Origin of the sequence: Achromobacter sp., from assembly GCF_050285585.1 — a bacterium.
GTDB lineage: Bacteria > Pseudomonadota > Gammaproteobacteria > Burkholderiales > Burkholderiaceae_B > Achromobacter.
The window spans coordinates 308,573-334,899 of sequence record NZ_JBLZXF010000001.1 but is presented as its reverse complement, the minus strand read 5'-3'; the positions used below and the strand labels follow the sequence as shown (position 1 = coordinate 334,899).

General features: G+C 68.7%; 24 protein-coding genes. 9 read left to right on the top strand and 15 right to left on the bottom strand.

Features of this window, described 5'->3' with window-relative positions:
• Positions 1-83 precede the first annotated feature (83 nt).
• Positions 84-1,310 carry an MFS transporter gene (locus ACN6PJ_RS01635; RefSeq protein WP_427994148.1) on the bottom strand — a complete coding sequence of 409 codons (1,227 nt, stop codon included), beginning with the start codon at positions 1,308-1,310 and terminating at the stop codon, positions 84-86.
• A gap of 209 nt (positions 1,311-1,519) precedes the next feature.
• Between ACN6PJ_RS01635 and ACN6PJ_RS01630 the strand changes: the two genes are divergently transcribed.
• Genes ACN6PJ_RS01630 through ACN6PJ_RS01600 form a run of 7 tightly spaced genes read left to right on the top strand, consistent with a single transcriptional unit; the run spans position 1,520 to position 7,404 of the window.
• Positions 1,520-2,761, top strand: a complete 1,242-nt coding sequence (locus tag ACN6PJ_RS01630) for a CaiB/BaiF CoA transferase family protein (RefSeq protein ID WP_427994147.1) — start codon at positions 1,520-1,522, stop codon at positions 2,759-2,761.
• Positions 2,762-2,815: 54 nt separating this feature from the next.
• Positions 2,816-3,781 (top strand): Bug family tripartite tricarboxylate transporter substrate binding protein, encoded by a 966-nt coding sequence (locus ACN6PJ_RS01625; RefSeq protein WP_427994146.1) that lies wholly within the window; start codon positions 2,816-2,818, stop codon positions 3,779-3,781.
• Positions 3,782-3,793: 12 nt separating this feature from the next.
• A complete protein-coding gene (locus tag ACN6PJ_RS01620; RefSeq protein WP_427994145.1) occupies positions 3,794-4,276 on the top strand; it encodes a MaoC family dehydratase in 483 nt (160 codons plus the stop codon).
• Entirely contained in the window at positions 4,273-5,055 is a 783-nt protein-coding gene (locus ACN6PJ_RS01615) for an enoyl-CoA hydratase/isomerase family protein (RefSeq protein ID WP_427994144.1), read from the top strand. Before ACN6PJ_RS01620 ends, ACN6PJ_RS01615 begins: the two co-directional genes overlap by 4 nt.
• Before the next feature lie 5 nt (positions 5,056-5,060).
• Entirely contained in the window at positions 5,061-5,456 is a 396-nt protein-coding gene (locus ACN6PJ_RS01610) for a Zn-ribbon domain-containing OB-fold protein (protein ID WP_427994143.1), read from the top strand.
• Positions 5,453-6,610, top strand: a complete 1,158-nt coding sequence (locus ACN6PJ_RS01605) for a thiolase (protein ID WP_427994142.1) — start codon at positions 5,453-5,455, stop codon at positions 6,608-6,610. Before ACN6PJ_RS01610 ends, ACN6PJ_RS01605 begins: the two co-directional genes overlap by 4 nt.
• Before the next feature lie 17 nt (positions 6,611-6,627).
• On the top strand, positions 6,628-7,404 hold the full coding sequence (locus ACN6PJ_RS01600) for an SDR family NAD(P)-dependent oxidoreductase (protein WP_427994141.1): 777 nt from the start codon (positions 6,628-6,630) through the stop codon (positions 7,402-7,404).
• 35 nt (positions 7,405-7,439) lie between these two features.
• On the opposite strand, the gene ACN6PJ_RS01595 is transcribed toward ACN6PJ_RS01600, so the two are convergent.
• The 11 genes from ACN6PJ_RS01595 to ACN6PJ_RS01545 form a co-directional block, all read right to left on the bottom strand.
• Positions 7,440-9,044 (bottom strand): ABC-F family ATPase, encoded by a 1,605-nt coding sequence (locus tag ACN6PJ_RS01595; protein WP_427994140.1) that lies wholly within the window; start codon positions 9,042-9,044, stop codon positions 7,440-7,442.
• 161 nt (positions 9,045-9,205) lie between these two features.
• Positions 9,206-10,228 (bottom strand): LD-carboxypeptidase, encoded by a 1,023-nt coding sequence (locus ACN6PJ_RS01590; protein ID WP_427994139.1) that lies wholly within the window; start codon positions 10,226-10,228, stop codon positions 9,206-9,208.
• The gene (gene tadA, locus ACN6PJ_RS01585) at positions 10,225-10,716 is read right to left on the bottom strand and encodes a tRNA adenosine(34) deaminase TadA (protein WP_427994138.1); all 492 of its coding nucleotides are present in this window, start codon (positions 10,714-10,716) and stop codon (positions 10,225-10,227) included. Before tadA ends, ACN6PJ_RS01590 begins: the two co-directional genes overlap by 4 nt.
• Positions 10,717-10,726: 10 nt before the next feature.
• Positions 10,727-11,575 carry a haloacid dehalogenase-like hydrolase gene (locus ACN6PJ_RS01580; protein WP_427994137.1) on the bottom strand — a complete coding sequence of 283 codons (849 nt, stop codon included), beginning with the start codon at positions 11,573-11,575 and terminating at the stop codon, positions 10,727-10,729.
• Positions 11,576-11,680: 105 nt separating this feature from the next.
• The gene (locus ACN6PJ_RS01575; protein WP_427994136.1) at positions 11,681-12,163 is read right to left on the bottom strand and encodes a hypothetical protein; all 483 of its coding nucleotides are present in this window, start codon (positions 12,161-12,163) and stop codon (positions 11,681-11,683) included.
• Positions 12,164-12,366: 203 nt separating this feature from the next.
• Complete coding sequence (gene mnhG, locus ACN6PJ_RS01570) at positions 12,367-12,708, bottom strand: monovalent cation/H(+) antiporter subunit G (protein ID WP_427994135.1); 342 nt, start codon at positions 12,706-12,708, stop codon at positions 12,367-12,369.
• Positions 12,705-12,986, bottom strand: coding sequence for a K+/H+ antiporter subunit F (locus tag ACN6PJ_RS01565; RefSeq protein ID WP_427994134.1), 282 nt, complete (start codon positions 12,984-12,986; stop codon positions 12,705-12,707). Before ACN6PJ_RS01565 ends, mnhG begins: the two co-directional genes overlap by 4 nt.
• Positions 12,983-13,465, bottom strand: a complete 483-nt coding sequence (locus tag ACN6PJ_RS01560) for a Na+/H+ antiporter subunit E (RefSeq protein WP_427994133.1) — start codon at positions 13,463-13,465, stop codon at positions 12,983-12,985. The genes ACN6PJ_RS01565 and ACN6PJ_RS01560 overlap by 4 nt, the downstream gene beginning before the upstream one ends.
• Positions 13,465-15,096: a monovalent cation/H+ antiporter subunit D gene (locus tag ACN6PJ_RS01555; protein WP_427994132.1), complete on the bottom strand. Its 1,632-nt coding sequence runs from the start codon at positions 15,094-15,096 to the stop codon at positions 13,465-13,467. Before ACN6PJ_RS01555 ends, ACN6PJ_RS01560 begins: the two co-directional genes overlap by 1 nt.
• The gene (locus ACN6PJ_RS01550; RefSeq protein WP_427994131.1) at positions 15,093-15,437 is read right to left on the bottom strand and encodes a Na+/H+ antiporter subunit C; all 345 of its coding nucleotides are present in this window, start codon (positions 15,435-15,437) and stop codon (positions 15,093-15,095) included. Before ACN6PJ_RS01550 ends, ACN6PJ_RS01555 begins: the two co-directional genes overlap by 4 nt.
• Positions 15,437-18,352, bottom strand: coding sequence for a monovalent cation/H+ antiporter subunit A (locus tag ACN6PJ_RS01545; protein ID WP_427994130.1), 2,916 nt, complete (start codon positions 18,350-18,352; stop codon positions 15,437-15,439). The genes ACN6PJ_RS01550 and ACN6PJ_RS01545 overlap by 1 nt, the downstream gene beginning before the upstream one ends.
• Positions 18,353-18,904: 552 nt before the next feature.
• Between ACN6PJ_RS01545 and ACN6PJ_RS01540 the strand changes: the two genes are divergently transcribed.
• Entirely contained in the window at positions 18,905-19,891 is a 987-nt protein-coding gene (locus ACN6PJ_RS01540) for a Bug family tripartite tricarboxylate transporter substrate binding protein (RefSeq protein WP_427994129.1), read from the top strand.
• A 391-nt stretch (positions 19,892-20,282) separates the two neighbouring features.
• Complete coding sequence (locus tag ACN6PJ_RS01535) at positions 20,283-21,263, top strand: hypothetical protein (RefSeq protein ID WP_427994128.1); 981 nt, start codon at positions 20,283-20,285, stop codon at positions 21,261-21,263.
• A 12-nt stretch (positions 21,264-21,275) separates the two neighbouring features.
• Here ACN6PJ_RS01535 and ACN6PJ_RS01530 read toward each other — a convergent pair whose 3' ends face one another.
• From ACN6PJ_RS01530 to ACN6PJ_RS01520, 3 genes are all read right to left on the bottom strand, one after another.
• On the bottom strand, positions 21,276-22,151 hold the full coding sequence (locus tag ACN6PJ_RS01530; protein ID WP_427994127.1) for a DMT family transporter: 876 nt from the start codon (positions 22,149-22,151) through the stop codon (positions 21,276-21,278).
• Positions 22,152-22,536: 385 nt separating this feature from the next.
• Positions 22,537-25,161 (bottom strand): AAA family ATPase, encoded by a 2,625-nt coding sequence (locus ACN6PJ_RS01525; protein ID WP_427994126.1) that lies wholly within the window; start codon positions 25,159-25,161, stop codon positions 22,537-22,539.
• Positions 25,158-26,285, bottom strand: coding sequence for a metallophosphoesterase family protein (locus tag ACN6PJ_RS01520; RefSeq protein WP_427994125.1), 1,128 nt, complete (start codon positions 26,283-26,285; stop codon positions 25,158-25,160). Before ACN6PJ_RS01520 ends, ACN6PJ_RS01525 begins: the two co-directional genes overlap by 4 nt.
• Between the last annotated feature and the right edge of the window lie 42 nt (positions 26,286-26,327).

The following is a 26,327-nucleotide window of genomic DNA, read 5'->3' as shown; positions in this document are numbered from 1 at the left end:
GAAACGAGCCTCAAATCTAACAATTCGTTATATGAATCCAAACGATCAATATCGAATGTCTTAAGTGCTTTTGGTAATAAGGATCATGCCATGGGAGCCGCGGCGGCCTGGCGGACGGCATGGCGCTGCAGGCCGAAAGCGATCAGAAAGCCGGTCAGCACCGACATGGCGGCGGCCAGGAAGATGGCCGGGTAGCCGAAACCGGTCGATAGGTAGCCGGCGATGGGGCCGGTGATGCCCAGCGCCAGGTCCAGGAAGGCGGAATACGCCCCCAGCGCCGCGCCCCGGCTGCCCGCCGGCACGCGCGCCACCGCCTCCACGCCGATGGCGGGGAACACCAGCGCAAAGCCGCAGCCGGTCAGCGCGGCGCCCAGCAGGGCCGCGCCCGGATTGGGCGCCAGCCACAGCAACAGCAGGCCGGCAGCCTCCGCCAGGAAGGAAACCTGCGCCACGCGGAAGCCGCCGAAGCGCGTGATGGTCCCGGCGAACAGCAGCCGCACGCCGATGAACGCGCAGCCGAAGGCGCTCAGCGCGTGCGCCGCCCCCTCCCACGACGCGCTGGCGTAGTACAGGGCCACGAACGCGGCCAGCGTGCCAAAGCCCACGGAACCCAGCCCGAGGGCCATGCCGTGCGGGAAGACGCGCAACACCACGCTCTTGAACGCCATCCGGTGCCCGCCCACGATGGCGACCGCTGCGCGCGACACGGCCATCCCCAGCCCCGCCAGCCCCAGCAGCAGCACCGCGCCGCCCAGCGCGCCCATGCTCCATTCCTTTTCCAGGTACACGCCCAGCGGCGCGCCCAGCGCCAATCCGCCGTACGTGCAGATCCCGTTCCAGGAAATGACGCGCGCGGTGTGCAGCGGGCCCACCCGGGCGATGGCCCAGGTCGCCGAGCCCGTGCCCACCCAGCTTTCCCCGAAGCCCAGCGCCAGCCGGCTGGCGATGATCGTCGCCAGGCTGAGCCAGGCGCTGCGCTCGAAGGCGTAGGCCAGCAACAGGAACACCCCGCTGGCCGCGCAGGCGGCCATGCCGATCACCACGGTCTGCTTCGGGCCGACCGTGTCCGCCATGCGGCCGGCATGGGAGCGGCTGAGCAAGGTGGCGGCGTACTGCACGCTGATCGCCAGGCCGGCCAGCACCGAGCCGTAGCCCAGTTGGTCGTGGACATAGCCCGGCAGCACGGCCAGGGGCAGGCCAATGGCCAGATAACAGATGAACGTGAAAAAGGCGATCGAAACGATGCGCAACGTCAGCGCGAATGCGCCGATCTGCGCGCCGTCGGGCGCGGTGTGCGGTGTGGGGGACATGAGGGGACGGAAAAGAGGCCTGGCCGAAGCGGCGCCAGGGTTTACCCGGATGATAGCGCAAGCAAATTGGCAAACGGCTGAATGGCCGCGCTTTCCGGCGGGCAATACGTGAATCGAATCGATATCACGCAAAACGATATTGGACGCCCTATGCCCCGGTCATTAAGGTGGGTTCAGGACATAACGGGGCCCACCCCGATCGGAGCCGTATGGAACGAGACAACACCAGCGCCGCCCAACCGCCTGGCGCGCTATCCCACCTGAAGATCCTGGACCTGACGCGCGTGCTGGCCGGTCCCTGGGCAACGCAGACCCTGGCCGACATGGGGGCCGACGTCATCAAGGTCGAGCGGCCGAAGGAAGGCGACGATACCCGGGGCTGGGGGCCGCCCTTCCTGGTGGACGCCCAGGGCGCCGAGACCCGGGATTCGTCATATTTTCTCAGCGCCAACCGGGGCAAACGCTCCATCACCGTCGATCTGGCCACGCCCGAGGGCCAGGCCTTGATCGTCGAACTGGCCCGCGATTCCGACGTGCTGGTCGAGAACTACAAGGTCGGCACCCTGGCGCGCTACGGCCTGGATTACGAAAGCCTGCGCGCGATCAATCCGCGCCTGATCTACTGCTCGATCACCGGCTTCGGACAGGACGGCCCGTATGCGCCGCTGCCCGGCTACGACTTCGTGTTCCAGGGCATGGGCGGCCTGATGAGCATTACCGGAGACCCCGCCGGCGAGCCGATGAAATCGGGAATCGCGATCACCGACCTGCTGACGGGCGTCTATACCAGCACGGCCATACTGGCCGCGGTCGAGCACCGGCATGTCAGCGGCGTGGGGCAATACATCGACATGTCGCTGCTGGACTGCGTGGTCACCATCTCTTCCTACCAGGCCATCAACTATTTCCTGTCCGGCCGCGTGCCGCAGCGCATGGGCAATGCCCATTCCAACATGGTTCCCTACCAGGTGTTCCGCTGCAAGGAAGGCGAGGTCATCATCGCAGTGGGCAACGACGCGCAGTTCAGGGCCTTCTGCGGCGCCATCGGCCGCCCGGACCTGGCCTCGGACGAACGCTACGCCACGGCGGGGCGGCGCAACCGGAACCGCGAGGCCCTGATCCCCCCGATCGCCGAAGCCATGCTGACGCGCACCATGGGCGAATGGGTGCAGGCCCTGCAGGCCGTGAACGTGCCCTGCGGCCCCATCTACAACATGGAACAGGTGTTCCAGGACCCGCACGTGCGCCATCGCGGCATGCAGCTGTCGCTGCCGCACGCGGCGGGCGTGCACACCCCTTCCGTGGCGAACCCCATCCGCATGCGCGACACGCCGCTGCGCTACGAGCGGGCCGCGCCCACCCTGGGCCAGCACACCGACGCGGTGCTGCGCGAGCGGCTGGCCCTGAGCGAGGACCGTATCGCGGAGCTGAAGGCCAAGGGCATCGTCTAGCCCGGCATCGAACGACATCGCAGCAGCCACAAGAGCACACAAGGAGACAACATCATGCGCATTTTCACCGCCGCGGCCTGCGCCGCGCTGGCCCTTGCGGCCATCGGGGCCGCTCCGGCCCGCGCCCAGGAAGCCCCCATCCGCTTCGTGGTGCCCTACCCGCCGGGCGGCGCGGCCGACCAGATCGCCCGCTTGGTGGCGCAGGAACTGGCCAAGGATGGCGGCGCCACCATTATCGTGGACAACAAGCCCGGCGCCGCCGGCATGATCGCGGCCGACCACGTCGCCCGCGCCAAGCCCGACGGCAAGACCTTCTTCGTCGGCTCCAACGCGCCGCTGGTGGTGAACCAGGCCCTGTACGCCAAGATGACCTATGACCCGGCGAAGGACTTCGTGCCGGTCTCGGGCATGGCCAAATCGCCGCTGCTGCTCGTGGTCCGCCAGGACCTGCCGGCCAAGGACGTGAAGGCGCTGGTCGCGTTGGGCAAGCAGTCTCCCGGCAAGCTCACGATGGGGTCGGCGGGCACCGGCAACATCACCTACCTGGCCGGCGAGTACGCCGTCAGCAAGCTGGGCTTCCAGGTGACGCACGTGCCTTACCAGGGCAGCGCGCCGGCCATCGTCGGCCTGATGGGCAGCAGCACCGACATGATGTTCGATGCCCTGCCCTCCAGCATGGCGCAGGCGCAGGCCGGCAAGATCCGCCCGTTCGCCGTGCTGGACGACAAGCGCTTCGCGGGCCTGCCCGACGTGCCCACCGCGGCCGAACTGGGATACCCGGGCATCGACGCCAGCGCCTGGTTCGGCCTGGTGGCGCCCGCCGGCACGCCGCCCGCCGTGGTCGAACGCATGAACCAGGGTGTCAACAAGGCGCTCGCGCAGCCCGAACTTCAGCGCAAGCTCACCAGCATCGGCGCCGTTCCCATGCCTGGCGACGCCAGCGTGTTCGCCGCATTCGTGCAGGCCGAGCGCGACCGTTGGCTACCGGTCGCCCGCGATCTCGGCCTGAAGGCGCAATAAGGAGGTTTCGCCATGATTACCCTGGATTCGCTGGAGGCGCTGCGGGCCTTCGCCGGGCAGCCGCCCGCCCTCACCCCCTGGCAAACCGTAGACCAGGACACCATCAACCGCTTCGGCCTGGCCACCGGCGACACGCAATGGATACACATGGATCCCGAGCGCGCCAAGGCGGAATCCCCCTATGGCGCGGCCATCGCCCATGGCCTGTTGACGCTCTCGCTCCTGCCCAGCCTGTTCGCTTCCGCGATGCGTTTTCCCAACCGCCGGCTGGCGGTGAACTATGGGTTCGACCGCGTGCGTTTCACGCAGGCGGTCAAGGCCGGGGCGCGCATCCGCGCCGCGTTCTCCCTGGTCTCGATGGACGAGCTGCCCGACGGCCAGGCGCGGCTCAACTGGGACGTGCGCATCGACATCGATGGCGAGCAGCGGCCCGCGCTGGTGGCGCGCTGGCTGACGCAGGTCGCCTATCACGACGGCAGCAAGGAGCAGTCATGACATTGAAGATCACGCGCCACGGCGCTACCGCGGTGCTGACGATGGACCGGCCCGACCAGCGCAACGCGCTCAACCTGGAAATGCGCGACGCGTTCGCGCTCGCCCTCCCGGAACTGCGCGAGGACGACGGCATCAAGGCCGTGGTGCTCACCGGCGCCGGCGGGCATTTCTGCGCGGGCGGCGACATCAAGTCCATCGCTCAGGCCCATGCGCAGGGCCTGGACGCATTCGAGGGACGCGAACGCATCCGCAAGATCCACCGCTGGTACGACGCGCTGGTGGACCTGGAGAAGCCCGTGATCAGCGCGGTGGACGGCGTTGCCTTCGGGGCCGGCCTGTCGCTGGCGCTTTGCGCCGACTACGCCATCGCGGGGCGAGGGGCCACCTTCTGCGCGGTGTTCGCCCGCATCGGCTATGTGCCGGACATGCTGGGCATGTATCTGCTGCCGCGGGCCGTCGGCCTGGCGCGCGCCAAGGAACTGGTATTCACGGCCCGGGTATGCGAGGCCGATGAGGCATTGCGCCTCGGCCTGGTGCAGGCCGTGTGCGACGGCGATCCCCTGGATCAGGCGCTGGCCATGGCCGAACGCTTCCATGCCGCCCCGACGCAGGCGCTGGGCCTGGCCAAATCGATCATGAACCGGACCTTCGAATCCACTCGCGAAGACATCTACACGCAGGAAGCCATGGCCCAGGCGATCTGCCGCGACAGCGCCTACCACCGCGACGCCGCCCGGCGCTTCGTCGAAAAACAGCCGCTGGCCTACAAATGGGATTGAATCGCATGCCTACGCAAAGCTCCTCGGTCGACCCGGGCCCCCAGGCCCGCTACGAAGCCTATCTGGACGAAGGCCGCTTCATGCTGCAGCGCGACCGCGCCAGCGGCGAACATTTCTTCTACCCGCGCGTGGCGGCGCCGCGCAGCGGTTCTCGCGACCTGGAATGGGTCGCCCCCAGCGGGCTGGCCCGCGTCTACGCCGCCACCGTCATCCATCCGAAGCCGCCCGAGCCGCCCTACGGCGTGGTGCTGGTGGACCTGGACGAAGGGCCGCGGCTCATGTCCCGGGTAGAGGGCATTCCCGCGCACGAGGTGCGCATCGGCTTGCGGGTGCGCGCCCGCGTCGTCCAGGAAGCCGGCCGCGGCGTGCTGGTGTTCGAACCCGTCTCGGAGCAGGCATGAGCCAGGATCATTTCCCGCGCGGCAAGACCGCCATCGTCGCCGGCGCCACCTACGGCATCGGCCAGTCCCCCGGCATGAGCTCCATGGACCTGGCCGTCGCGGCCAGCCTGCGCGCCCTGGACCAGGCCGGCTTGCGGCCCGACCAGGTAGACGGCCTGTTCATCGGCCTGCCCGACGACTTCATGTCCGGCCTGGGCTTCGCCGAGTACCTGGGCATTTCACCGCGCCTTACCGAAAACAACCGCACGGGCGGCTCCTCTTTCCTCACGCACGCCATGTGGGCGGCGCTGGCGCTGGAAGCGGGCCAGTGCGACGTCGCGCTCATCGCCTACGGCAGCAACCAGCGCAGCGCCGCCGGCAAGCTGGTCAGTTCCATGCGCCCCTCGCCCAACGAGGCCCCCTACCGCCTTGCGCGGCCCGTGGGCGCCTATGCGCTGGCGGCCTCGCGCTATGCCCACCAATATGGGCTGAAGCGGGAACAACTGGGCGCGGTCGCCATCGCCGCCCGCCAATGGGCCATGCTCAATCCCGAGGCATACCTGCGCGAACCCCTGGACATGGCGCAATACCTGTCGGCCCGCATGGTCGCGGAGCCGCTGGGCGTGCGCGACTGCTGTCTGGTCACGGACGGCGCCGCCGCCGTGGTGATGACACGCGCCGACCGCGCCCGCGACCATTGCGCCCGACCGGCCTACCTGCTGGGAGCGGCGGCGGCGACGGACCACCGCGAGATCACCAACATGCCCGACCTGACCGTGACGGCGGCGGTGCGCAGCGGCGCGCGGGCCTTCGCCCAGGCCGGCGTGCGCCCCCGGGACATCGACGTGCTGGAGCTCTACGACGCCTTCACCATCAATCCCATCCTGTTCCTCGAGGACCTGGGCTTCTGCGCCAAGGGCGAAGGCGCGGCCTTCGTCGAAAACGGGCGCATCGCGCCGGGCGGCGAACTGCCCGTGAACACGAACGGCGGCGGCTTGTCCTGCGTGCATCCCGGCATGTACGGCCTGTTCACCATGGTCGAGGCGTTCGTCCAGCTGGCCGGCCAGGGCGGCGCGCGCCAGGTGCCGGGCGCGCGCCTGGCGCTGGCGCACGGCAACGGCGGCGAGCTGTCCAGCCAGGCCACGCTGATCCTCGGCGGCGCCGAAACGCTCTGACATCAAAAGGAAAGCACATGAACCACACAGCCTATCTGCTCGACCAGCGCAGCATCATCGTGACCGGCGCGGCCCAGGGTATCGGCCGCGCCATCAGCGAACTGGCGCTGCGGCTCGGGGCCCGCGTGACCGCGGTGGACATGAACGCGGACGCGCTGGCGGCCTTCGAACGCGAAGCGCCCGAAGGCCGGCTCCTGCCCCTGGCCGGCGACGTCTCGGATCCGGCTTTCGCCGCCTCCGCGATCGAGCAGGCCGCCGCGCGTTTCGGCGCGGTCGACGGCCTGGTGAACAACGCAGGCATAACGCGCACCGCCATGATCGAGAAAATGACGCAGGACGCCTGGCAAAAGGTGATCGACGTGCACCTCACCGGCTCGTTCCAGTTCCTGCAGGCGGCGGGCCGCCACATGCTGGCCGCGGCCCGCGAGACGGGCAAGCCCGGCGGAGCCATCGTCAACATTACGTCGGATGCGGGCCGGCGCGGCACGATCGGCCAGATCAACTACGCGGCGGCGAAATCCGGCGTGCTGGGCCTGACCATGAGCGCGGCGCGCGAATGGGGCAAATACGGGATACGCGTGAACACGATCGGCTTCGGCGTGGTGGAAACGCCCATGACGGAGACGATACGCGGGGACAAGTTCCGCGATACCTATCTGTCGCAGATTCCGCTGGGCCGTTTCGGGCAGGCCGCCGAGGTGGCCTGGCCGGTGTGCTTCCTGCTGTCCGACGCCGCCTCGTACATCACGGGGCAGCACATCTATGCCAACGGCGGCATGACCATCGGCATGTAGGTGGCCGGGCCGCCGCTGGCGGCCCGCCACAGGCATCACGCGTCGATGCCGCGCGAAGTCAGGTAGTCGTCGTAGCCGCCGCGGTAGTCGACGATCTCGCCGGAGGGCAGGATCTCGATCACGCGGGTGGCCAGGCCCGAGACGAACTCGCGGTCGTGCGAAACGAAGACCAGGGTGCCTTCGTACTTTTCCAGCGCGAACTGCAGCGACTCGATCGATTCCATGTCCAGGTGGTTGGTGGGCTCGTCGAGCAGCATGACGTTGTGCCGGCCCAGCATCAGGCGGCCGAAGGTCATGCGGTTCTTTTCGCCGCCCGACAGCACCTTGGGCGCCTTGGGCAGGTCATCCGCCGAAAACAGCAGGCGGCCCAGCACCGAACGGATCGACTGATCGTCGTCGCCCGGCTGGCGGTGTTCGCCCATCCAGTCGAGCAGGTTGATGTCGGTCTGCAGGAACTGGTCGGACACGTCCTGCGCCATGTAGCCCAGGTCGGCGTTCTCCGACCATTTCACCGAGCCGGCGTCCGGCTGCAGGTCGGTGGCCAGCAGGCGCAGCAGGGTCGTTTTACCGACGCCGTTGGCGCCGATGATGGCGATCTTCTCGCCGGCGTCGACCATGGCCGAGAAGTTGCGGATGACCGGCGCATCGTAGGCCTTCGACAGGTTCTCGACCGTGACGGCCAGGCGGTGCATTACCTTGTTCTGCTCGAAGCGGATGTAGGGGTTCTGACGCGACGACGGCTTGACCACCACCTGCTCGGACTTGATGCGGTCGATCTGCTTCAGGCGCGAAGTGGCCTGGCGCGACTTGGACTTGTTGGCGGCGAAGCGGCGCACGAAATCCTGCAGCTCCGCGACGCGCTCCTTGGCCTTGGCGTTGTTGGCCACCAGGCGCTCGCGGGCCTGGGTGGAGGCCAGCATGTAGTCGTCGTAGTTGCCGGGGTAGATGCGGATCTCGCCATAATCCACGTCGGCCATGTGCGTGCACACCTGGTTCAGGAAGTGGCGGTCGTGGCTGATGATGATCATCGTGCTCTGGTAGCTGTTGAGCACGTTTTCCAGCCAACGGATGGTGTTGATGTCCAGGTTGTTGGTCGGTTCGTCCAGCAGCAGGACGTCGGGGTTCGAGAACAGGGCCTGCGCCAGCAGCACGCGCAGCTTCCAGCCCGGCGCCACTTCCCGCATCGGCAGATTGTGCTGGTCGACCGCGATTTCCAGCCCCAGCAGCAGTTCGCCGGCGCGCGCTTCGGCGGTATAGCCGTCGTATTCCGCGAATTTGGCCTCGAGTTCGGCCGCGCGCATGTAGTCGTCCTCGGTGGCTTCGGGGTTCGCGTAGATGGCGTCGCGTTCGGACATGGCCGCCCACATCTCGGTATGGCCCATCATGACGACGTCCAGCACGCGCTGGTCCTCGAAAGCGAACTGGTCCTGGCGCAGCTTGCCCAGGCGCACGCCGGGCTCCAGAGACACGTTGCCCGCCGATGGCTCCAGATCACCGCCGATGATCTTCATGAAGGTCGATTTGCCGGACCCGTTGGCCCCGATCAACCCGTAGCGGTTGCCTTCCCCGAACTTGACGCTGACGTTCTCGAAAAGGGGTTTGGGACCGAACTGGATGGTGAGATTGGCGGTGGATATCACGGTGTTTTTTAGAGGCTAAGGGCGTCAAGGACGCGTGCGGGAAACCTGACATTGTACCAAGCCCGTCTGTCCCCCGCCCCGCCTGGCGCGTTTGCCCCTGCGTAGCGCCGCATTTTCGCCCGCGACGCGGCCCCTCGGCCCCTCGCGCCGCTTCGCCATGCTCAGTGGTGGTGCTCGTCCAGCACCAGGTGCGCCAGCCCCCGCTCGGTGGCCAGGCCGACCTTCTGCCCGATCGGCAGCGTGGCCTTGGTGGCCACGTGGCCATAGGGCAGCCCCGTCACCACCGGAACCTTGACCGTCCTGCGCAGCCAGGCCACCACCTCGTGCAGGTCATAGCCCTTGTCGTGCGGGGCCAGCTTGTAATCCGAGAAGCGGCCCAGCACGATGGCCTTCTGGCGGCCCAGGATGCCCGCCTGGTACAGCTGGATCAGCATGCGTTCGACGCGGTAGGGATGCTCGGCCACGTCTTCCAGGAACAGGATCCCGCCCCTCACCTTCGGCATGTAGGGGGTGCCTACCAGGGACGTCAGCATGGCCAGGTTGCCGCCCCAGAGGATGCCCCGGCAGTCGACCGGGTCGGCGTCCTGGGTCTCGAAGCTGAGGATCTCCAGTTCGCCGCGCATGATCTCGCCGAACAGGGCTTCGGTGAGGTCATCGACCTTCTTGCCGCCGAAGTCGGCGACGGCCGTGGCGCCCGTGTAGCTGACCGCGCCGGTCTGGGCCAGCAGGCCCAGGTTGAAGGCGGTGAAGTCGCTCATGCCGACGAAGCGCTTGCCGCTGTCGGCCATTGCCTTCCAATCGATCGAAGGCAGCAGGCGGCCCATCCCGTACCCGCCGCGGGTCACCATCACGATAGGCTGTTTCTGCTTGGCCGCCCGCGTCAGGCTGGCCAGGCGCTGCGCGTCCGTGCCGGCAAAGCGCTGGTGCACGGCGTACGCCGTGCGGTCCAGGGCCGTCTTGAACCCCTGCCCCTGCAGGCGCTCGCGCGCCAGCTCGACCGTGGCCGGATCGCGCACCGCGGACGAAGGCGAGATCAGATAGATGCCGCGCGCGTCGGGCAGCGCGTGATCGTGGCCGTGGTCATGTCCGCAATCGTCGCCGCACTCGTGATCGTGCACGTGGCCATGATCGTGGCTGGCAGCGGCTTTCGCGCCGCGCGGCTTGGCGGCTTTAGGGGTGCTCATGCGATGGATTCCTTGCTGCGGCGCTCGCGGAAGAACCGGCGCAGCAGTTCGCCGCAAGGTTCCGCCAGCACGCCGCCGGTGACTGAAGTGTGATGATTGAGTTTGGGAACCGAACCCACGTCCAGCACGCTGCCGCAGGCTCCGGTCTTGGGATCGTAGGCCCCGAACACGACGCGGGCCAGGCGCGCGTGCAGCATCGCGCCGATGCACATCACGCACGGTTCCAGGGTGACGTACACGGTGATGCCCGGCAGCCGGTAGTTTTCGAGCGCCCGCGCGGCGTTGCGCAGCGCCACGATCTCGGCGTGGGCGGTCGGGTCGTGGTCGATGATGGTGCGGTTGTACCCGCGCCCCAGTATGTCGCCCTGCGCGGACACCACCAGCGCGCCCACCGGCACCTCGCCGATGGCGTAGGCCGCCTGGGCTTCTTCCAGCGCCAGGGCCATGAAAGCGGCGTCCTGCGCCGTCCAGGGCGGGACGGCCGCCACGGCGTCCGCCTCAACCACGGTACACCCGGGACTTCAGCGCGATGCGGCCGGCCAGGCTGGTCACGGCCTCTTCCAGCCATTGGTAGAGTTCGGCCTCTTCATCGTAGCGGGCCTGGTTCAGGTTCGACACCCGGCCCTCTTCGATGAAGCCCCAGGCCCGGCTGCGCTTGTCGCGGTGTTTCGGATCCCAGACGCCGAAGGCGAAGCCTCCGGCGCGGCGGATCAGCGAGAAACACGGGATGTCGGTATAGCCGTCCCCGACGAACACCATCTGGTCGAACGGCACGCGCAAACGGTCTTCGGGGACCTTGCGGTTGACCTCGAAGGGCTTGCCGCGGAAATCGCGGCCGATGATGCCCTTCTGGATGTGGAACAGGTAGCGCGTCTTGTCGGTAAAACTGACGACGCGGCGCGGGAACTCGATGCCGCCGTCCTGGCCATAGACGAATTCCGACGCCCAGATCTCGGTGAATTCATGGGCGATGGGCGTGGAGCGCACCACGTCGCCGATGCCGCTGGAAATCAGGTAGAACTCCAGCTGCACCTGCGGCTGCTCGGCCCTGACGGCGGCGCGCAGCCGCTGGAACAAGGTGGGCACGCCTTCGTGCAATTCCAGCCGGGCGCCCCAGTCTTGCAGGCGTTGCCGGGTGATGAGGCCATGCTGGCCGCCTTGAGACAGGCGGATCATCTGGTACAGGTAGGCGGGCACGGGGTCCCAGTCCTGCCGCGACAGCAAGGGATCGACCTCGTCCTTCCAGAAGGACGCCGTGTCCACCCCGATGCTTTCCAGAAAGCCGGACGTGCTGTCCGAGGCCAGCGTGTCGTCGAAATCGAAAATCAGGGCGATGACGTCGGACATGAATGTGCGTGAAAAAGGGCGACAGCCGCCATTTTGCCTGAATGTGGCGGCGGCCGCGCCCCGGGGAGGCCCGGAACGCGAGGTTCCAGCCCCCCTGCCCGGCCCTTACTGGCGGACCGGGGCGGTCATCGCGCCGCCCGAGGGCGCGGGCGCCGCGGCCGGCGCGCCGCCGGCAGGCGGAACGGAGTCCGCCGGCACCTGGATCACCGTTTCCCGCAGGACGCCGCCCCCCTGCACGCTGCCGCGCACATTGGTGGGCGCGGTCATCTGGGTCACGCAGTCCTGGCGCGATGCCGCCGGCAGGCGGTTGCAGCGGTCGATCATGTTCTGCTGGTACTGGTCGGGGCTGCCTTCCTTCAGATTCTGGCGCCCCGCCTCCTGGCGGGCCGCGCCGGCCTCGCGCATGCAGGCGGCCGGATCCTGGCCGGTGCTGCCGCTCTTGCACGCCGCCACGTCCTGCTGGTATTGGGATTGGGCTGTGCCGCGGCCTGTCGCATCAGCCGCGTGGACCGCCCCCGCGGCCAGCATCAGGCCTGCCGCGCAAAGGGTTGCCGCAAGGCGTTTGGTGTGCATGGGTCGTGTATTCATGGCCAGCTCCTTCAATAGCGTTTGCACCAGAGCGGCGCGGCCTGCAAGCCGGCGCCGCTCGCTCGGGACCTGCTCGCCCCTGGGGGGAGCAGGCCATTGGCTCACTATCCCACGATGAGGCGCGGCCGGGGTGTCCAGCAACGTGAAATCGTAAAATTACGTTTCAATTGACGCAACGCACCATCGAATTCGGCCCGCGTCTGCTAACGCGCGTCCTTCTCCGCGTCCGCGGGATTCAGGCGGTTGCGGTAGGTCGCCGCGCGCATCAGCAGCATCGCGGTCACGGGCGAGGATACGATCAGCAGCAAGGTAATGACCACTTCGTGGAACACCGGCCGGGCCGACAGCGCCGAGAAGACCAGGATGGACGCGCCCAGCACGCAGCCGCAGCCCATGGTGTTGCCCAGCGTGGGTGCATGGATGCGGGCGTAGAACGTGCGGAATCGCAACAGGCCGGCCGAACCGGTCAAGGCCAGCAGGCCGCCGACGACCAGCAGGATGCTGGCCGGGATGCCGGCCCACAGCGGGATCTGGGTCTCCATCATGGCTCGATCACCTCGCCGCGCAGCAGGAAACGGGCCATCGCGGTGGACCCGACGAAGCCGAACAGCGCGATCAGCAGCGCGATGTCGAAATACACCGACGTGCCGGACCGGATGCCGAAGACCAGCATCGTCAGCATGCCGTTGATGTACAGGGTATCCAGGGCCAGGACGCGGTCCTGGGCGGTGGGGCCGCGCAGCAGGCGGACGGTGGCGCACACCATGCCCAGCGCGAAGCAGAGCAAGGCAAAGGACGCCGACCAGTAAAGTACGGTATTCATTCGAAAATCTCCATCAGCGGGCGCTCATAGCGCTCCTGCACCAGCCTGATCCAGTCTGCTTCGTTCTGCAGGTCCAGCACGTGCAGCTTGAGGTGGTGGTCGTCGGTCAGGTTCACCCAGACCGTGCCGGGCGTGTAGGTAACGATGCAGGCCAGCATCGCCAGGCCGTGCGGGTCGCGCATGGTCAGCGGAATCATGATGAATCCGGGGGAAAAATCATTGGGCCGCGGATTCAGGATCAGCTTGCCCACGGCGATGTTGGACCTGATGATGTCCGCCGTTACGTGCAGGAACAGCGGCACGGCCTTCCACAGCCGGTGCGGCCGCGCGTGCAGCGGACGCAGCCGCGACGCGGCCCAGGTGAACCACAGCGCCAGCGCGATGCCCAGCGCGATCTGTCCCACGGACAGGCTCTGGTTCAGGACCAGCCACAGGACGAACAGGAACGCCGGCAGGAATACGAAATAGAAGCGCCGCATCAGCTTCCCTCCTTGAGGCCGCGCACGGTCTGCGCCGACATGACGGCCTCGATGTAGGACTGGGGCCGATCCAGGGATCGGGCCGCGTCGTCCAGGTAGGCCGACACGGGCCCCGCGCCGGCGGCCAGGCCCACGCAAAGCAGCAGCAGCACGGCCACCGGCCCCGCCTCGATCACGCGCAGGCGCGGCGTGCTGCGGTCGTCGCTCGCCCAGAACACGCGGATGCCGGTGCGGCCCAGGCCGATCAGGCCCGCCAGGCCCGAAACGAGCACCGCCGCCACCAGGATCCATGCGTCCATGGGCAAGGCCGACTCATTGGCCGCCGAGACGGCCGCCGACAGCAGCGACAGCTTCGCGACGAAACCCGACAGGGGCGGCAGCCCCGTCACCAGCAGCGCGCAACAGATGAAGGCCAACCCCAGGAAAGCCATGGCCGCGGGAATGGCCACGCCCACCACGTCGTCGGAACGGTTGACCGAGGCCGGATCGTCCAGGTCGAAGGCGTCGAGCGTCACCGCCAGCACGTTCGCGCCGAAGCTGCGGGTGCGTTCGATCAGTTCGGCCAGCATGAAGAACGCGCCCGTGGTCAGCACCGAACTGATCAGGTAGAACAGCGCCGGGCCGGTCAGCGTGACGCCGGGCATGCCCAGGGCCGTCAGCAGCGTGCCTGCCGACACGATCACGCAGTAGCCCACCATTTTCTCCAGCTGCTGCGTGGCCAGCAGGCCCAGACCGCCGAACAGCAGCGTGGCCAGGCCGGCGGCGAACATCCAGTCCAGGCTGAAGGCCGCCGGGGCGCCCGAGGGCAGCAGCAGCGAGCCGATGCGCAGCAGCGCGTAGATGCCCACCTTGGTCATGATGGAGAACATGGCGGCGATGGGCGCGCCGGCCGAGCCATAGCCCCTGACGAGCCAGAAGTTCAAGGGCCAGGCGCCCGCCTTCACCAGGAAGGCCACGCCCAGGATGGCCGCGCCGGCCTCGAACAGCATGCGATCGGCGCCGGCCAGGTTGCCCGCGCGCAGCGCCAGGTCCGCCAGGTTCAGGGTGCCGGTGACGCCGTAGATCAGCGCGATGCTGATCAGCAGCAGGAACGACGCCACCAGGTTCACCGCGATGTACTGCAGGCCCGCGCTGACGCGCGCCATGCCGGAGCCATGCAGCAACAGGCCGTAGGACGCGGCCAGCAGCACCTCGAAGAACACGAACAGATTGAACAGGTCCCCCGTGAGGAAGGCGCCGTTCAGGCCCATGAGCAGGAACTGGAACAGGGAATGGAAATGCACGCCCGCGCGGTCCCAGCGGGCCAGCGCGTAGACCAGCGAGGCCAGGCCCAGCACCGCGGTCAGCGTCAGCATGACCGCGGCCAGCCGGTCGACGACGAGCACGATGCCGAAAGGCGCGGGCCAGTCGCCCACCAGGTAGACCCCCACCCCGTCCGGCCAGACGCCGGGCACGGCGCCGCCAGCCACCGCCAGCAAGGCGATGGCGGCGGCCAGCTGGGCCAGCGTGGACACCAGCGCGATCGCGCCCCGGGCATAGCGGCTGGTGTCGGCCAGCAGGAGCATCGCCGCGCCGGCCACCAGCGGGGTGATGATGGGCAGTATGGGAAGGTGTTGCAGCCAGAAACTCAAAATTGGGACTCCCGTCCATCGACGTGGTCGGTACCCGTGAGGCCGCGCGAGGCCAACAGCACAACCAGGAACAGCGCAGTGGTGGCGAAACCGATCACGATGGCGGTCAGCACCAGCGCCTGCGGCAGCGGATCCGCATACCAGGAAGGATCATGGGCCGCGGCCGGATCCACCACCGGAGGGCGTCCCGAGGTCAGCCTGCCCATGCCGAAAATGAACAGGTTCACCGCGTAGGAAACGAGCGACAGCCCCATGATGAACTGAAAGGTGCGCGGGCGCAGCAGCAGCCACACTCCCGAGCCGGCCAAGACGCCGATCGCGATGGCGTAGATCAATTCCATCAGGCTTCCCCTGTTTGAGCGGCGGCCGCCTGGACGTCGGCGGCGGCCTTGCGTTGCGCGCGTAGCGATTGGTGGGCCAGCGCGACCAGCACCAGCACGGTGGATCCTACGACCAGCATGTACACGCCCAGATCGAACAGCAGGACGCTGGACAGGTGCACGTGGCCGACCAGCGGCAGCGCAATGTCCCAGGACAGCGCGGCCAGGAAGGGCTTGTAGGCCAGCCAGGCGGCCATCGCGGCGGAGCCCGCGAACAGCAGGCCGATGCCGATCCAGTTCTGGGGGTTGAGGCGGCTGCGGGACTCCACCCAGTACACGCCGCCGACCATGTATTGCAGGATGACCGCGGTGGCGAAGATGAGGCCGCCGACGAATCCGCCGCCCGGCTCGTTGTGCCCGCGCAGCAGGAAGTACACGGAGATCAATGCGGCCGTGGGCAGCAGCAGGCGCACCAGGACCGTCGGCACCATCATCGAGCCCGCGGGCACCACCGACTTGATGTCCGGCGCCGCCGGCACGCCGCCATCCTGGTCGATCTGCTGGCGCGGCAGGTCCGCGCTTTCGGCGGCGGGCCGGAAGCGGCGCAGCAGCGCATAGACGGTCAGCGCCACGATGCCCAGCACCGTGATCTCGCCGAACGTATCGAAGCCGCGGAAATCCACCAGGATCACGTTCACCACGTTGGTGCCGCCGCCGTCGGGCAGCGCGCGGTCCACGAAATAGGAAGAAATCGTTTCGCCCTGCGGACGGGTCAGCACCGCGTAGGCCAGCGCCGACATGCCGGTGCCCGCCGCGACGGCCATGAGCAGGTCGCGCAGGCGGCGGCCCCGCGCGCGCAGCGTGGCCTTCAGGCTTTCGTCCTCATCCTGGGCGATCCGCCGGGGCAGCCAGCGCAGGCCCAGCAACAGCAGCACCAGGGTCACCACTTCGACGGACAGCTGCGTGAGCGCCAGGTCGGGCGCCGAGAACCAGACGAAGGTCAGGCAGGTGATGAGCCCTGCCCCGCCGGCCAGCGCCAGCGACGCCAGGCGGTGGTACTTGGCCTGGTAGGCCGCGGCCAGGGCGCAGACCGCGCCCACCAGCCACAGCAGCGCGAAGGCCGGGTCCACCGGGGTCAGGCGGCCCGCCCCGTCCAGCCAGCCGCCGGCGCGCAGCGGCAGCCAGGCGACGAACAGCGTGCCCAGCACGATCAGCAGCATCTGCACCTGCAGGCGCGAGGACGCCAGCCAGCGCAGCAGCCAGGCGGCGGCCACGCTGGAGCCGTCCAGCAGCGCCTCGAAGGTGCGGCGCCCGTCCAGGCGGTAGATGAAGGGCACGCGCCCGGGATTGGCGCGCTGGTGCGCGCGCAGCGCCAGGTACAGCAGCACGCCGGCCGTGGTGGCGACCAGGCTCATCACCAGGGGCAGGTTCACGCCGTGCCAGACGGCCAGGCTGTACTCCGGCATGTCCTGCCCCAGGATGCTCTGGGCCGCGGTGGCCAGGAAGGGGCCGACGGTCAGGCCGGGCAGCACGCCCACCAGCAGGCACATGAACACCAGCAGCGCGCTGGGAAACAGCATCCAGCGGGGCGGCTCGTGCGGCGCGCGCGGCAGGTCCGTGGCCGGCGGGCCGAAGAACACCTGGAGGATGAAGCGCAGCGAATACGCCACGCTGAACGCCCCCGCGATGGTGGCCAGCAGCGGCAGGCCGATCTCGGTGATCCGGTCGCCGCTGACGAAGGTGGTCTCGGCGAAGAACATTTCCTTCGACAGAAAGCCGTTGAGCAGCGGCACGCCCGCCATCGAGGCCGCCGCCACCATGGCCAGCGTGGCGGTGATGGGCATGGCCTTGTACAGGCCGGACAGGCGGCCCAGGTCGCGCGTGCCGGTTTCGTGGTCCACCACCCCCGCCGCCATGAAGAGCGAGGCCTTGAACGTGGCGTGGTTGATCATGTGGAAGATGGCCGCCACCAGCGCCAGCGTGCTGTTCAGCCCCAGCAGCAGCGTGATCAGCCCGAGGTGGCTGATGGTGGAATAGGCCAGCACGCCTTTCATGTCCTGCTGGAAGATGGCCGCGTAGGCCCCCAGCACCAGCGTGACCAGCCCCGCGCCGCCGATGATCCAGAACCATTCGTCGGTGCCCGACAGCACCGGCCAGAAGCGCGCCAGCAGGAATACGCCCGCCTTCACCATGGTCGCCGAGTGCAGATAGGCGGACACGGGGGTGGGCGCCGCCATGGCGTTGGGCAGCCAGAAGTGGAACGGGAACTGGGCGCTCTTGGTCAGCGCGCCCAGCGCCACCAGGATCAACACGGCCGGATACCAGGGGTCTGCGCGCACCAGGTCGCCGGCGGCCAGCACGCGGTCCAGGTCGTAGCTGCCAACGATATGGCCCAGGATCAGCACGCCGGCCAGCAGGCACAGCCCGCCGCCGCCCGTGACCGTCAGCGCCATGCGGGCGCCGCGCCGGGCGTCCAGGCGATGGTGCCAGTAGGCGATCAGCATGAAGGAGGCCAGGCTGGTCATTTCCCAGAACATCACCAGCTGGATCAGGTTGCCCGACAGCACCACGCCGAGCATCGCAGCCATGAAGGCCTGGAAAAACGAGAAGAAGCGCGGCACCGGATCTTCCGGCGACATGTAGTAGCGGGCATACAACACCACCAGCGCGCCCATGCCGGAGACGATCAGCGCGAACAGCCAGGCGTAGCCATCCATGCGCAGGGTGAACTGCAGGCCCAGGGCCGGCGCCCACGGCATATCGAACCGGACCACGCCGCCGTTGGCGACGTCGGGATACAAGGCCGCGACCAGAACCACACAGACCAGCGCGATGAGGCCGGCCAGCCACGCCTCGGCATTGCGGGCGTTGGAAGGCAGCAGCGCGGCGCACAGGCTGCCGGCGAACGGCAGAGCGAGGATCAGGATCAGCGACATGGCGTTCCGAGAATGTCCGGGCCCCCTCCCGCCAGCGCAAGGCAGCGAAAGACGAAACAGACCGGGGATTGAAAAACGGACGGAACCCTGGCCCGGTGCGTCGCTGCACTACACGTTGCCCCGCGGGGACATCAACCAACGCCATTGAACGGCGCAGACAGAAACAAACGCAATAGTTTTCTTGCAAGACCGGCCAAGAATCTCATCCGAAAAATATCAGATTCTTGTAAGTTATGCAGAGATTTATGTGTGAAGGAGGCTGATGACGACACGTTCAATGCGCAATGATTGCGCAATCGATGCGGTTATATGTCTGTTCATCTCTTTGTCAGCATTGGGTTTTTTCCCGTATTGCAGTCTTCTTCGCGCAACGGCGCCGCGCCGAAAATCAGCTCCGGCGGTCAGGGTCGATCCGGGTTGACCATGGTGGAATTCCTGTGTGGAATGGCGCCCACGAAGCGTTGGCCGGGCCTGCATCTGCGCAAGGCACGCTTCACCGACGCCGGCCACAGAAGCCGGCCGGGTCGGAATTCAATAATATGGAGAAGACTCTTGACCGTGCTGTCCCAAGCAAAGGCCATCCTGGCCGCCGCAATCGCAGGCGTCTGCTTTAGTACCGGCGCGCATGCCGCCGATCCCTACCCCAACAAGCCCATCCGCCTGATCGTGCCCTTCGCGGCCGGCGGCACGACCGACATCGTCGCGCGCATCGTCGCCGAAGGCCTGGGCCGCCAGCTCGGCCAGCCGGTGGTGGTGGAAAACCGCGGCGGCGGCGGCGGCGCCATCGGGGCGGACGCCCTGGTGCGCTCCGCCCCCGACGGCTACACCCTGGGCGTGGCCACCGTCAGCACCATGGCCACCAACCCGGCCACCAATCCGAAGAACCCGTACAACCCGCTGAAGGACTTCGCGCCCATCACCAATATGGTGAACGTGCCGAACGTGCTGACCGTGAACCCCGCGGTGCCGGCCAAGACGCTGGCCGAATTCATCGCCCTGCTGAAGGCCAACCCCGGCAAGTACACCTACGCCTCTTCGGGTTCGGGCGGCATCGGCCATCTGGACGGCGAACTCTTCAAGTCGCTCACCAAGACCGACATGGTGCACGTGCCCTACCGCGGCTCGGGCCCGGCGCTCAACGACGTGATCGCCGGACAGGTCAACGCCCAGTTCGACAACCTCCCCTCGTCCATGCCCCACATCCAGGCCGGCAAGCTGCGCGCCCTGGCCGTGGCGGCGCCCAAGCGCCTGCCCGCGCTGCCGGACGTGCCCACCTTCTCCGAAGGCGGCCTGCCGGAAATGGACAACATGGCCTGGTACGGACTGGTTGCGCCCGCTGGCACGCCGCAGGCGGTGATCGACCGCATCCATGACGCCACGGTGAAGGCGCTCCAGGATCCCAAGACCGTGCAGCGCCTGGCCGATGGCGGCTCGCTGGTGGACGGCAATACGCCGGCCGAATACGCCGCCCAGACCAAGCGCGAGCTCGAACTGCGCCAGCGCATCGCGAAGGAACGCAATATCCAGTCGACGAACTGATATCCGCGACACCCGCCGCCGGCCCCTTCTCCGGGGCCGGCGCTTGACTGCAATCGCCCGGCTGGTAGCATGTGCGTCCGTGCGATCCGATTTTTCTCCCCTCCCCTGCGCCGCATGCGCCATCTGCGCCCTGCGCTCGACCTTGTTGAGCTCGCAGGAAGTCGCCGCGCGCTCCGCCTACGCGCGCTCCAAGCCCGGCTAATCGCCGGCGTCCCTCCTCTCTGAGTCCCATTCCGGCCCGCCGCCGGCTGCCTGCGCACATCCGCGCCGACCGCAGCCCGCAGCCTGCCGGCGAACGCCCTGCCGCGTGGCCGGGCGCCGCGTCTCGTCACATTTCCGCATGCCCCTGGGGGGCTGCGGCCAGGCCACGCACCGACCTTTTCCAAGCGCCATGCAACTCACCAAGAAATTCGTCAAAGCCAAGAACCCCTGCGCGGACGGCTACAAATGGTTCCTCCGCGACCACAACGGACAAGGGGACTACCAGGCCGTGCTTGACGCCTTGGTGGCCGACGGACGGGTCAGCGACGCCTGCTGGCTGCTGGACCAGTTCGGCCCGACGGACGCCGTGCTGAAACTGGACGCGGTCGACGCGAATGCGATCGTCTTCGCGGGCACCCTGGAAGTGCGCATGGGCATCAACGTGGACACCGTCGTGCGCGCCGGCCGCAGCATCGTGACCGGCGGCGGCATCCGCGCCGGCGAGACCATTATGGCAGGCGAGAACATCGCCGCCGGCGCCAACATCGCGAGCGGCGGCGACCTGCGCGCCGGCGGCGACGTATCGGCGGACTGGGGCATCGAGACCGCCACCCGCCTGGACTGCGGCGGCAACGTCCGCGCCAAGTGGGACATCTGCGCCGGCCAGGATCTCGCCGTGACCGGCCACCTGCACGCGGGGCAGGACGTGCAGGCGCAAGGCGCGATCAAATGCGGCCAGGGCATCAAGGCCGGCGGCGACGTGCGCGGCGAAAAGGAAATCCACGCCGCCTGCGGCATCCAGGCCGGCGGCTCCATCCTCTGCGGCGACCACCTGGCGTCCGGCTGGGGGCTGATCGCCGGCGAAGACATCCGCGCCGAAGGCGCGATCCGGGCCGGCGAAGGCCTGCAGGCCGCAGGCATCATCGAGGCGGGAGCCGGCCACGGCATCTACGCCGGCCTGAGCGTCCGCCTGGACGCCTGGTCCGCCTGCGCCCGAGTCGTGGCGCAATCGCGGCCGGAACAGCTGGTCAGCGGCTACTGGACGGGCCAGGACGACGCCGAGTCCGCCGGCCAGGCATGGGACGGCGGCTGGCGCGGCGAGGCCACGGCGCCCGGACTCCTGTCCGGCCGCGAACCCGCAGGCGGACAGAAGCCGGGATCCCGCAACTAGGGCCCGTTCAACCTAGGCCCGGGCGGCCCCGCTCGCCGGATGGCGCAGCACCAGCATCAGGCCGAGCAGGATCGCCGCCATCCCGGCCACGCTCAGCGCCGACAGGCGATTGCCCAGGATCAGGTAATCCAGCACCGCCGTGCCGGCCGGAACCAGATAGAACAGGCTCGTGACATTCACCAGGTTGCCGGCCTGGATCATGCGGTAGAACAGCAGTGTCGCGCCTACCGAAATTACCAGCCCCATCCAGGCCAGCGGCACGATGAACCCGGCCACCCATTCCACGCGCATAGGCTGGAACGGCACGAACAGCAGGCACAGCGCAAGGCTGACGGCGTATTGCAGCGGCATCACGTCCATCGGCGCCTGGCGCACCCGCTTCTGCAGGATCGCCCCCGCCGTCATGCATATCAGCGCGCCGAACGCGAACGCCATGCCAGACGCCGAGAAGCGCGCCATGCCGATGCTCTGGTACATCACCATCGCCAGCCCGCAACATGCCAGGAAGAGCCCGGCCATCCGGGCCGGCGAATAGCGCCGTTCGAGCAAGGCAAGGGTCAGGATAGGCTGCGCCCCCAGCAGGGTCGCCAGCACGCCCGGCGTAATGCCGTGGTCCAGCGCAAGCAGATAGCAGATGGAATAGCCGCCGATCAGCAGCAGGCCGGTCGCCGCGACCGTGCCGCGCGTGCCCGGCTCGGGCAGCCAGCGCCTGCGTCGCGCGCAGATCAACAGCAGCGCGGCCATGGCCAGGATGAAGCGCAACAGCAGGAAGGCGAAGGCGGAGGCATGGAACAGCCCCCATTTGGCGAAGATCGCGCCGCCGCTCCACAGCAGCACGAACAAGGTGGTGGAACCGTAGGAGGTCCACGCGGATCTATCGAAAGACATGAGGTTTCTACCTGTCGAAGTCATAACAGGCTCCCCCTCTTCCCTGGACGCGGCGATCGACCGCGCGCAAGGCGCAAGCAGGCGCATGACGGACGCGGGGCGCGTCAGGGCGTCAGGCGGAAAGGCTTGAAAAGGAGGAGTCGGGTGCGGACGGCGTCAGCCGACGACGGCCGCCGAAGGCGGGCATGCGCCCGCCACCACGCCGCAAGGCGGCGAGACGGGCGGCGATACCACCGTGGAGACGACAGGGGAAATACCGGGAGAAACCTCGGAACGCCGTGACCTCACGCGCGCGCGGACGCCCGCTGCGAAGGCAGCGGACGCGGAAACGGCGAGGCGCGTGGAATCAGGCATGCGGCAAGACTACCGCTCGCACCGGATGGCGTCAAGCGATGCGGCGCTGTTCCACGCCCATGTCCCGCCATGCGTCGCCATGGCAGGTGAACATCAGGATCTGGTGACGAGTCGCCGCGTCGAACAATGCGCGCTTCATGAAGTCGCGCCGCGCATCGTCCGTATGCACGAGCGCGTCGTCGAGCATCAGCAGCGTCGGCCGGCCCGCTTCGCGCAACAGATCCGCATAGGCGAAACGAGCCAGGATGCCCAATTGCTCGCGCGTGCCGAAACTGAGCGCGGCCAGCATGTCTTCCCCGCCTGCGCGGCGCAGCGCCGTGGGCAGCAAGGCATCGTCCAGGCGCAGGTCGGCCTCGGGAAACAATAGCGCCAGGTAATGATTCAGGCGGCGCGCCAGCGGCGCCTGCAGCCGTTGCGTGGCCGCGGCGCGCTGGTCCGTCAACAGCCCCAGCAGCAGGTCCAGCGCCGCCGCGCGGCGGGCCAATTCGTCGCGCCGCCGCTCCAGGCGTTCGCAGGCCGCCGCCGCCTCGGACAGGCGCTCGCCCAGCCCCTGCGCGCCCGCCTGGTCCAGTTTGCCCTGCAACTGCAGGATGTCGCCGTGGCGCTTATGCTGCGCATCGCGCTCGATGGCCGCGGATTTTTCATAGCGCAGGACATCCTGCTCCAATAGTTCGGGCTGGTGCCCCGCAAGCGCGGCTTGCGCGTCGCGAACGCGGCGTTCGAGATCGTCATGGCCGCTGCGGGCCTCTGCAAGCCGGCCGGCGCGGGACTGCCGCTGCGCGGCGCGTTCGGGCGATTGCAGGTCGGCGCCGCGCGCGGCCACCTGGCCTTCGAGCAGCTGGGCCCGGGCGCTATCCGCATCCATCGCGCGTTGCGCGGCCGCCAGCGCCTTCTCGGCCTGCGCGAAGACCGCCTCCGCCTCGCGCAGCGCCTGCATCGCCGCCGGCAGATCGACATCGCCCGTCGCATCCGCGGCAGGCAGCTTCGACAGGCGCTCTTCCAGTTGGGCGCGGCGCGCGAGCGCCTCGTCGCGCTGGCTGCGCAAGGCGTCCACGCCCTTGGGCGCATGGATGCCCAGCGTCTTGCGCATGCCCTCCAGTTCGCGCAGCAGCGCGCTGTAACGCGCATGGCGGCGCTCGGCCTCGGCCAGCGTGTCGACGCCCAGGCGCTTGAGCAAGGCGCCGCAGGCCGCCCTGGCCTCGCCCGCTTCGCGCTTCAAGGCGGGCAGGTCCTTGCCGCCCGGCTCGATGCGGAACCGGCCGACGCCGGGCAGCTCGAGCTCGGCCGCGGCAGTGAGCAGCACCTCATCGGCGCCGCCGAGCGCCCTGCCGTCCAGGCGCGCTTCGCGCCCCGGCTCCAGTTCGTAGGACAGGCGCGTGGCAATGGCCTGCTGCCGCAGTTGCAGATTGGCCAGTTCGCGCTCGGCCTGGCGCAAGGCGTCGATATCGGCTTCGGCGATCTCGATCCGCACGCTCTCGGCCTTCAGCGCCGATCCCTGCTCGATCAGCGCGGCGGCTTCCTTCAGCGCGTTGTCCAGGCGCTCGATCTCGGGCGCCAATTGGGCAAGCTGCCGTTGCAGGTCGAGGCGGCCGGCCGCGGCCTGCGCCAACGCAACGCGTTGGCGCGCGGCATCGACCGCGTCCGCGTGGGCCTGGCGTTGCTGCTGCGCGCGCGTCACGGGCTCACGCGCGGCGTCGGCGCGGCCGCGCGCGGCGCGCGCCTCTTCCGCCAGCGCCCGGAGTTCGGTGTCGTCCTGCTGGTCCCGTCGGACCTGGTCCTGCAGCAGCGCCAGGGTCTGGGCAGCCTGCGCCTGTTCGCGGCGCAGGCCTTCGAACGCCTCGCGCGCCTTGGCCGCGGCGGCAAGCCGCGAACGCGCCTCGGCGGCCCGGGCCTCGAAGTCCTTCCAGGGTTCGCTCGCCTGCGCGCGCTCGTGCGCGCGGCGCAGCTCGGCCAGGCGGTCCACGTCCGCGTTCAGCTGGGCCATGGCCTGCGCGCACTCGTCGCGCTCCGCCACCGCGCGCGCAAGCGCGTCCTCGGCCTCTTTGTAGATCCCCTTGGGACGGCCGTTGCGCGCGTCCAGCAAGGCGCCGCGCTCGGCGGCGACACGCTCGTACAGGCGGTCCCCGTCGCCGGACGCCAGCTCGCCCGACAGCTGCGTCAGCGCGTCGCGCAAGTGCGCGCCCGCATGGCCCGCCGCTTCCTGCAGGTTCTGGCCGTCGCCCTGCTGTATCCACAACAGGCCCGGGATCCCCGCAAGGTCCGGCTTGCTCTGGCCGCGCCCGGCCAGCTCGAAGCCCAGCAGCGCGGCCAGCGCGTTCTCGGCCTCTTCGCCGTCCAGCCGCCGCGCGCCTTCGTCGATCAGCAGTTCGCAGCGCGCGCGCGACAGGAATTGTTTTTTCAGCACATAGCTGTGGCCATCGTGCGTGAACGCCAGTTCCACGCTGGGGCGCGCGCCGGATTCGCCATGCGGCGCAAGATCGGCCACCTTGCTGGTGCTATAGCGTTCCAGGAAGGCGGAGCGGATGGCCGTGGCCACCGTGCTCTTGCCGGCTTCGTTCGGCCCCACGAACAGGTTCAGCCCGTCCTGCAGACCGTCCAGCACGAGCGGCTGGCGGAACTTGCGGAATTCCTCCAGGGCGATGCGCGTAAGCTTCATTTCGCGCCTCCGGGCGTGGCGCTTTCACGCTGGAACCGCAGCAGCAGCCGCAAGGCCTCTCCCGCGACCGCGGCCTGCCCGGCGTCGGCCTGCAGCGCCTGCAGCCGCGCCGCCACCTCGCCTACGTAGCCGCTGGCGCGCAGCTCGGCCAGGTCCGCGTCGTCCGGCTCGAGCTTCAGGCCCGACAAGTCGGGCAGCAAGGCGCGCACCTGCGCGGCGGCCCGGTCCACGGCCTGTTGCAGGGCTTCCCAGGTTTCCATATTCACGTGCCCCTGCACGTCCAGCCGCAGCACGTCTTCCGCGCGCAGCGCCGCCATGCGCCCGGCCAGCGCCTGCGCGTCGGAGGGCAGGCTCAGGGTTTCAGACCAGGCCGACCAGCGGTACTTGCCCGTGGCCAACCGCTCGACCACCGGGGCGGCGCCCGGCGCTTCGATGCGCACGTCCAGCACGTAGCCCGGCTCGTTGCCCCGGAAGCGATCCTGCTCCGGCGTGCCGGCGTACCAGGTGCGCTCATCGATCGACAGGCAGCCGTGCCAATCGCCCAGCGCCAGGTAGTCCAGGCGGGCCCGGGCCGCGCGGTCCGCAGCAATGGGGTTGGTCGCGTCGATGTTGTCCGGCAGCCGCCCCGCGACGCTGCCGTGCGCCAGGCCGACCCGGATGCGGCCGGGCTCGGTATCCAGCGCATCGAAGGCCTGCGTCACGTCCTCGTAAGTGTGGCGCTGCGTCAAGGGCGCGGCCAGGATGGCCAGATTGATATCCGCCAAATCCACCACGCCCGTGCCGAGCGGCACGTGGACGTTGGACGGAATGCAATCCAGCTGCAACGCGCGGCTCCAGACGCTATCGGCCAGCGCCGCGTCGTGGTTGCCGGCAATCATGACCCAAGGCCCGGCATAGGCCGCCATGGCGGCGAACAGCCGGCGCACCGTGCGGTCAGACACGCCCTGCGTATCGAACACGTCGCCCGCGACCAGCACGGCGTCCACGCCGCGTTCGGCGGCCAGCGCCGCGATCCGCGCCACGACCTCGAAGCGCGCCTCGGCCAGCATGGCGGCGTCGTCGGTTTCAAACTGGCCGTACTGTCGGCCGATCTGCCAATCGGCGGTATGCAGGAAATGGGTCATGCGCGCCATTGTATGGCGTCCATGGCAGGGGTGAAGCGCCCG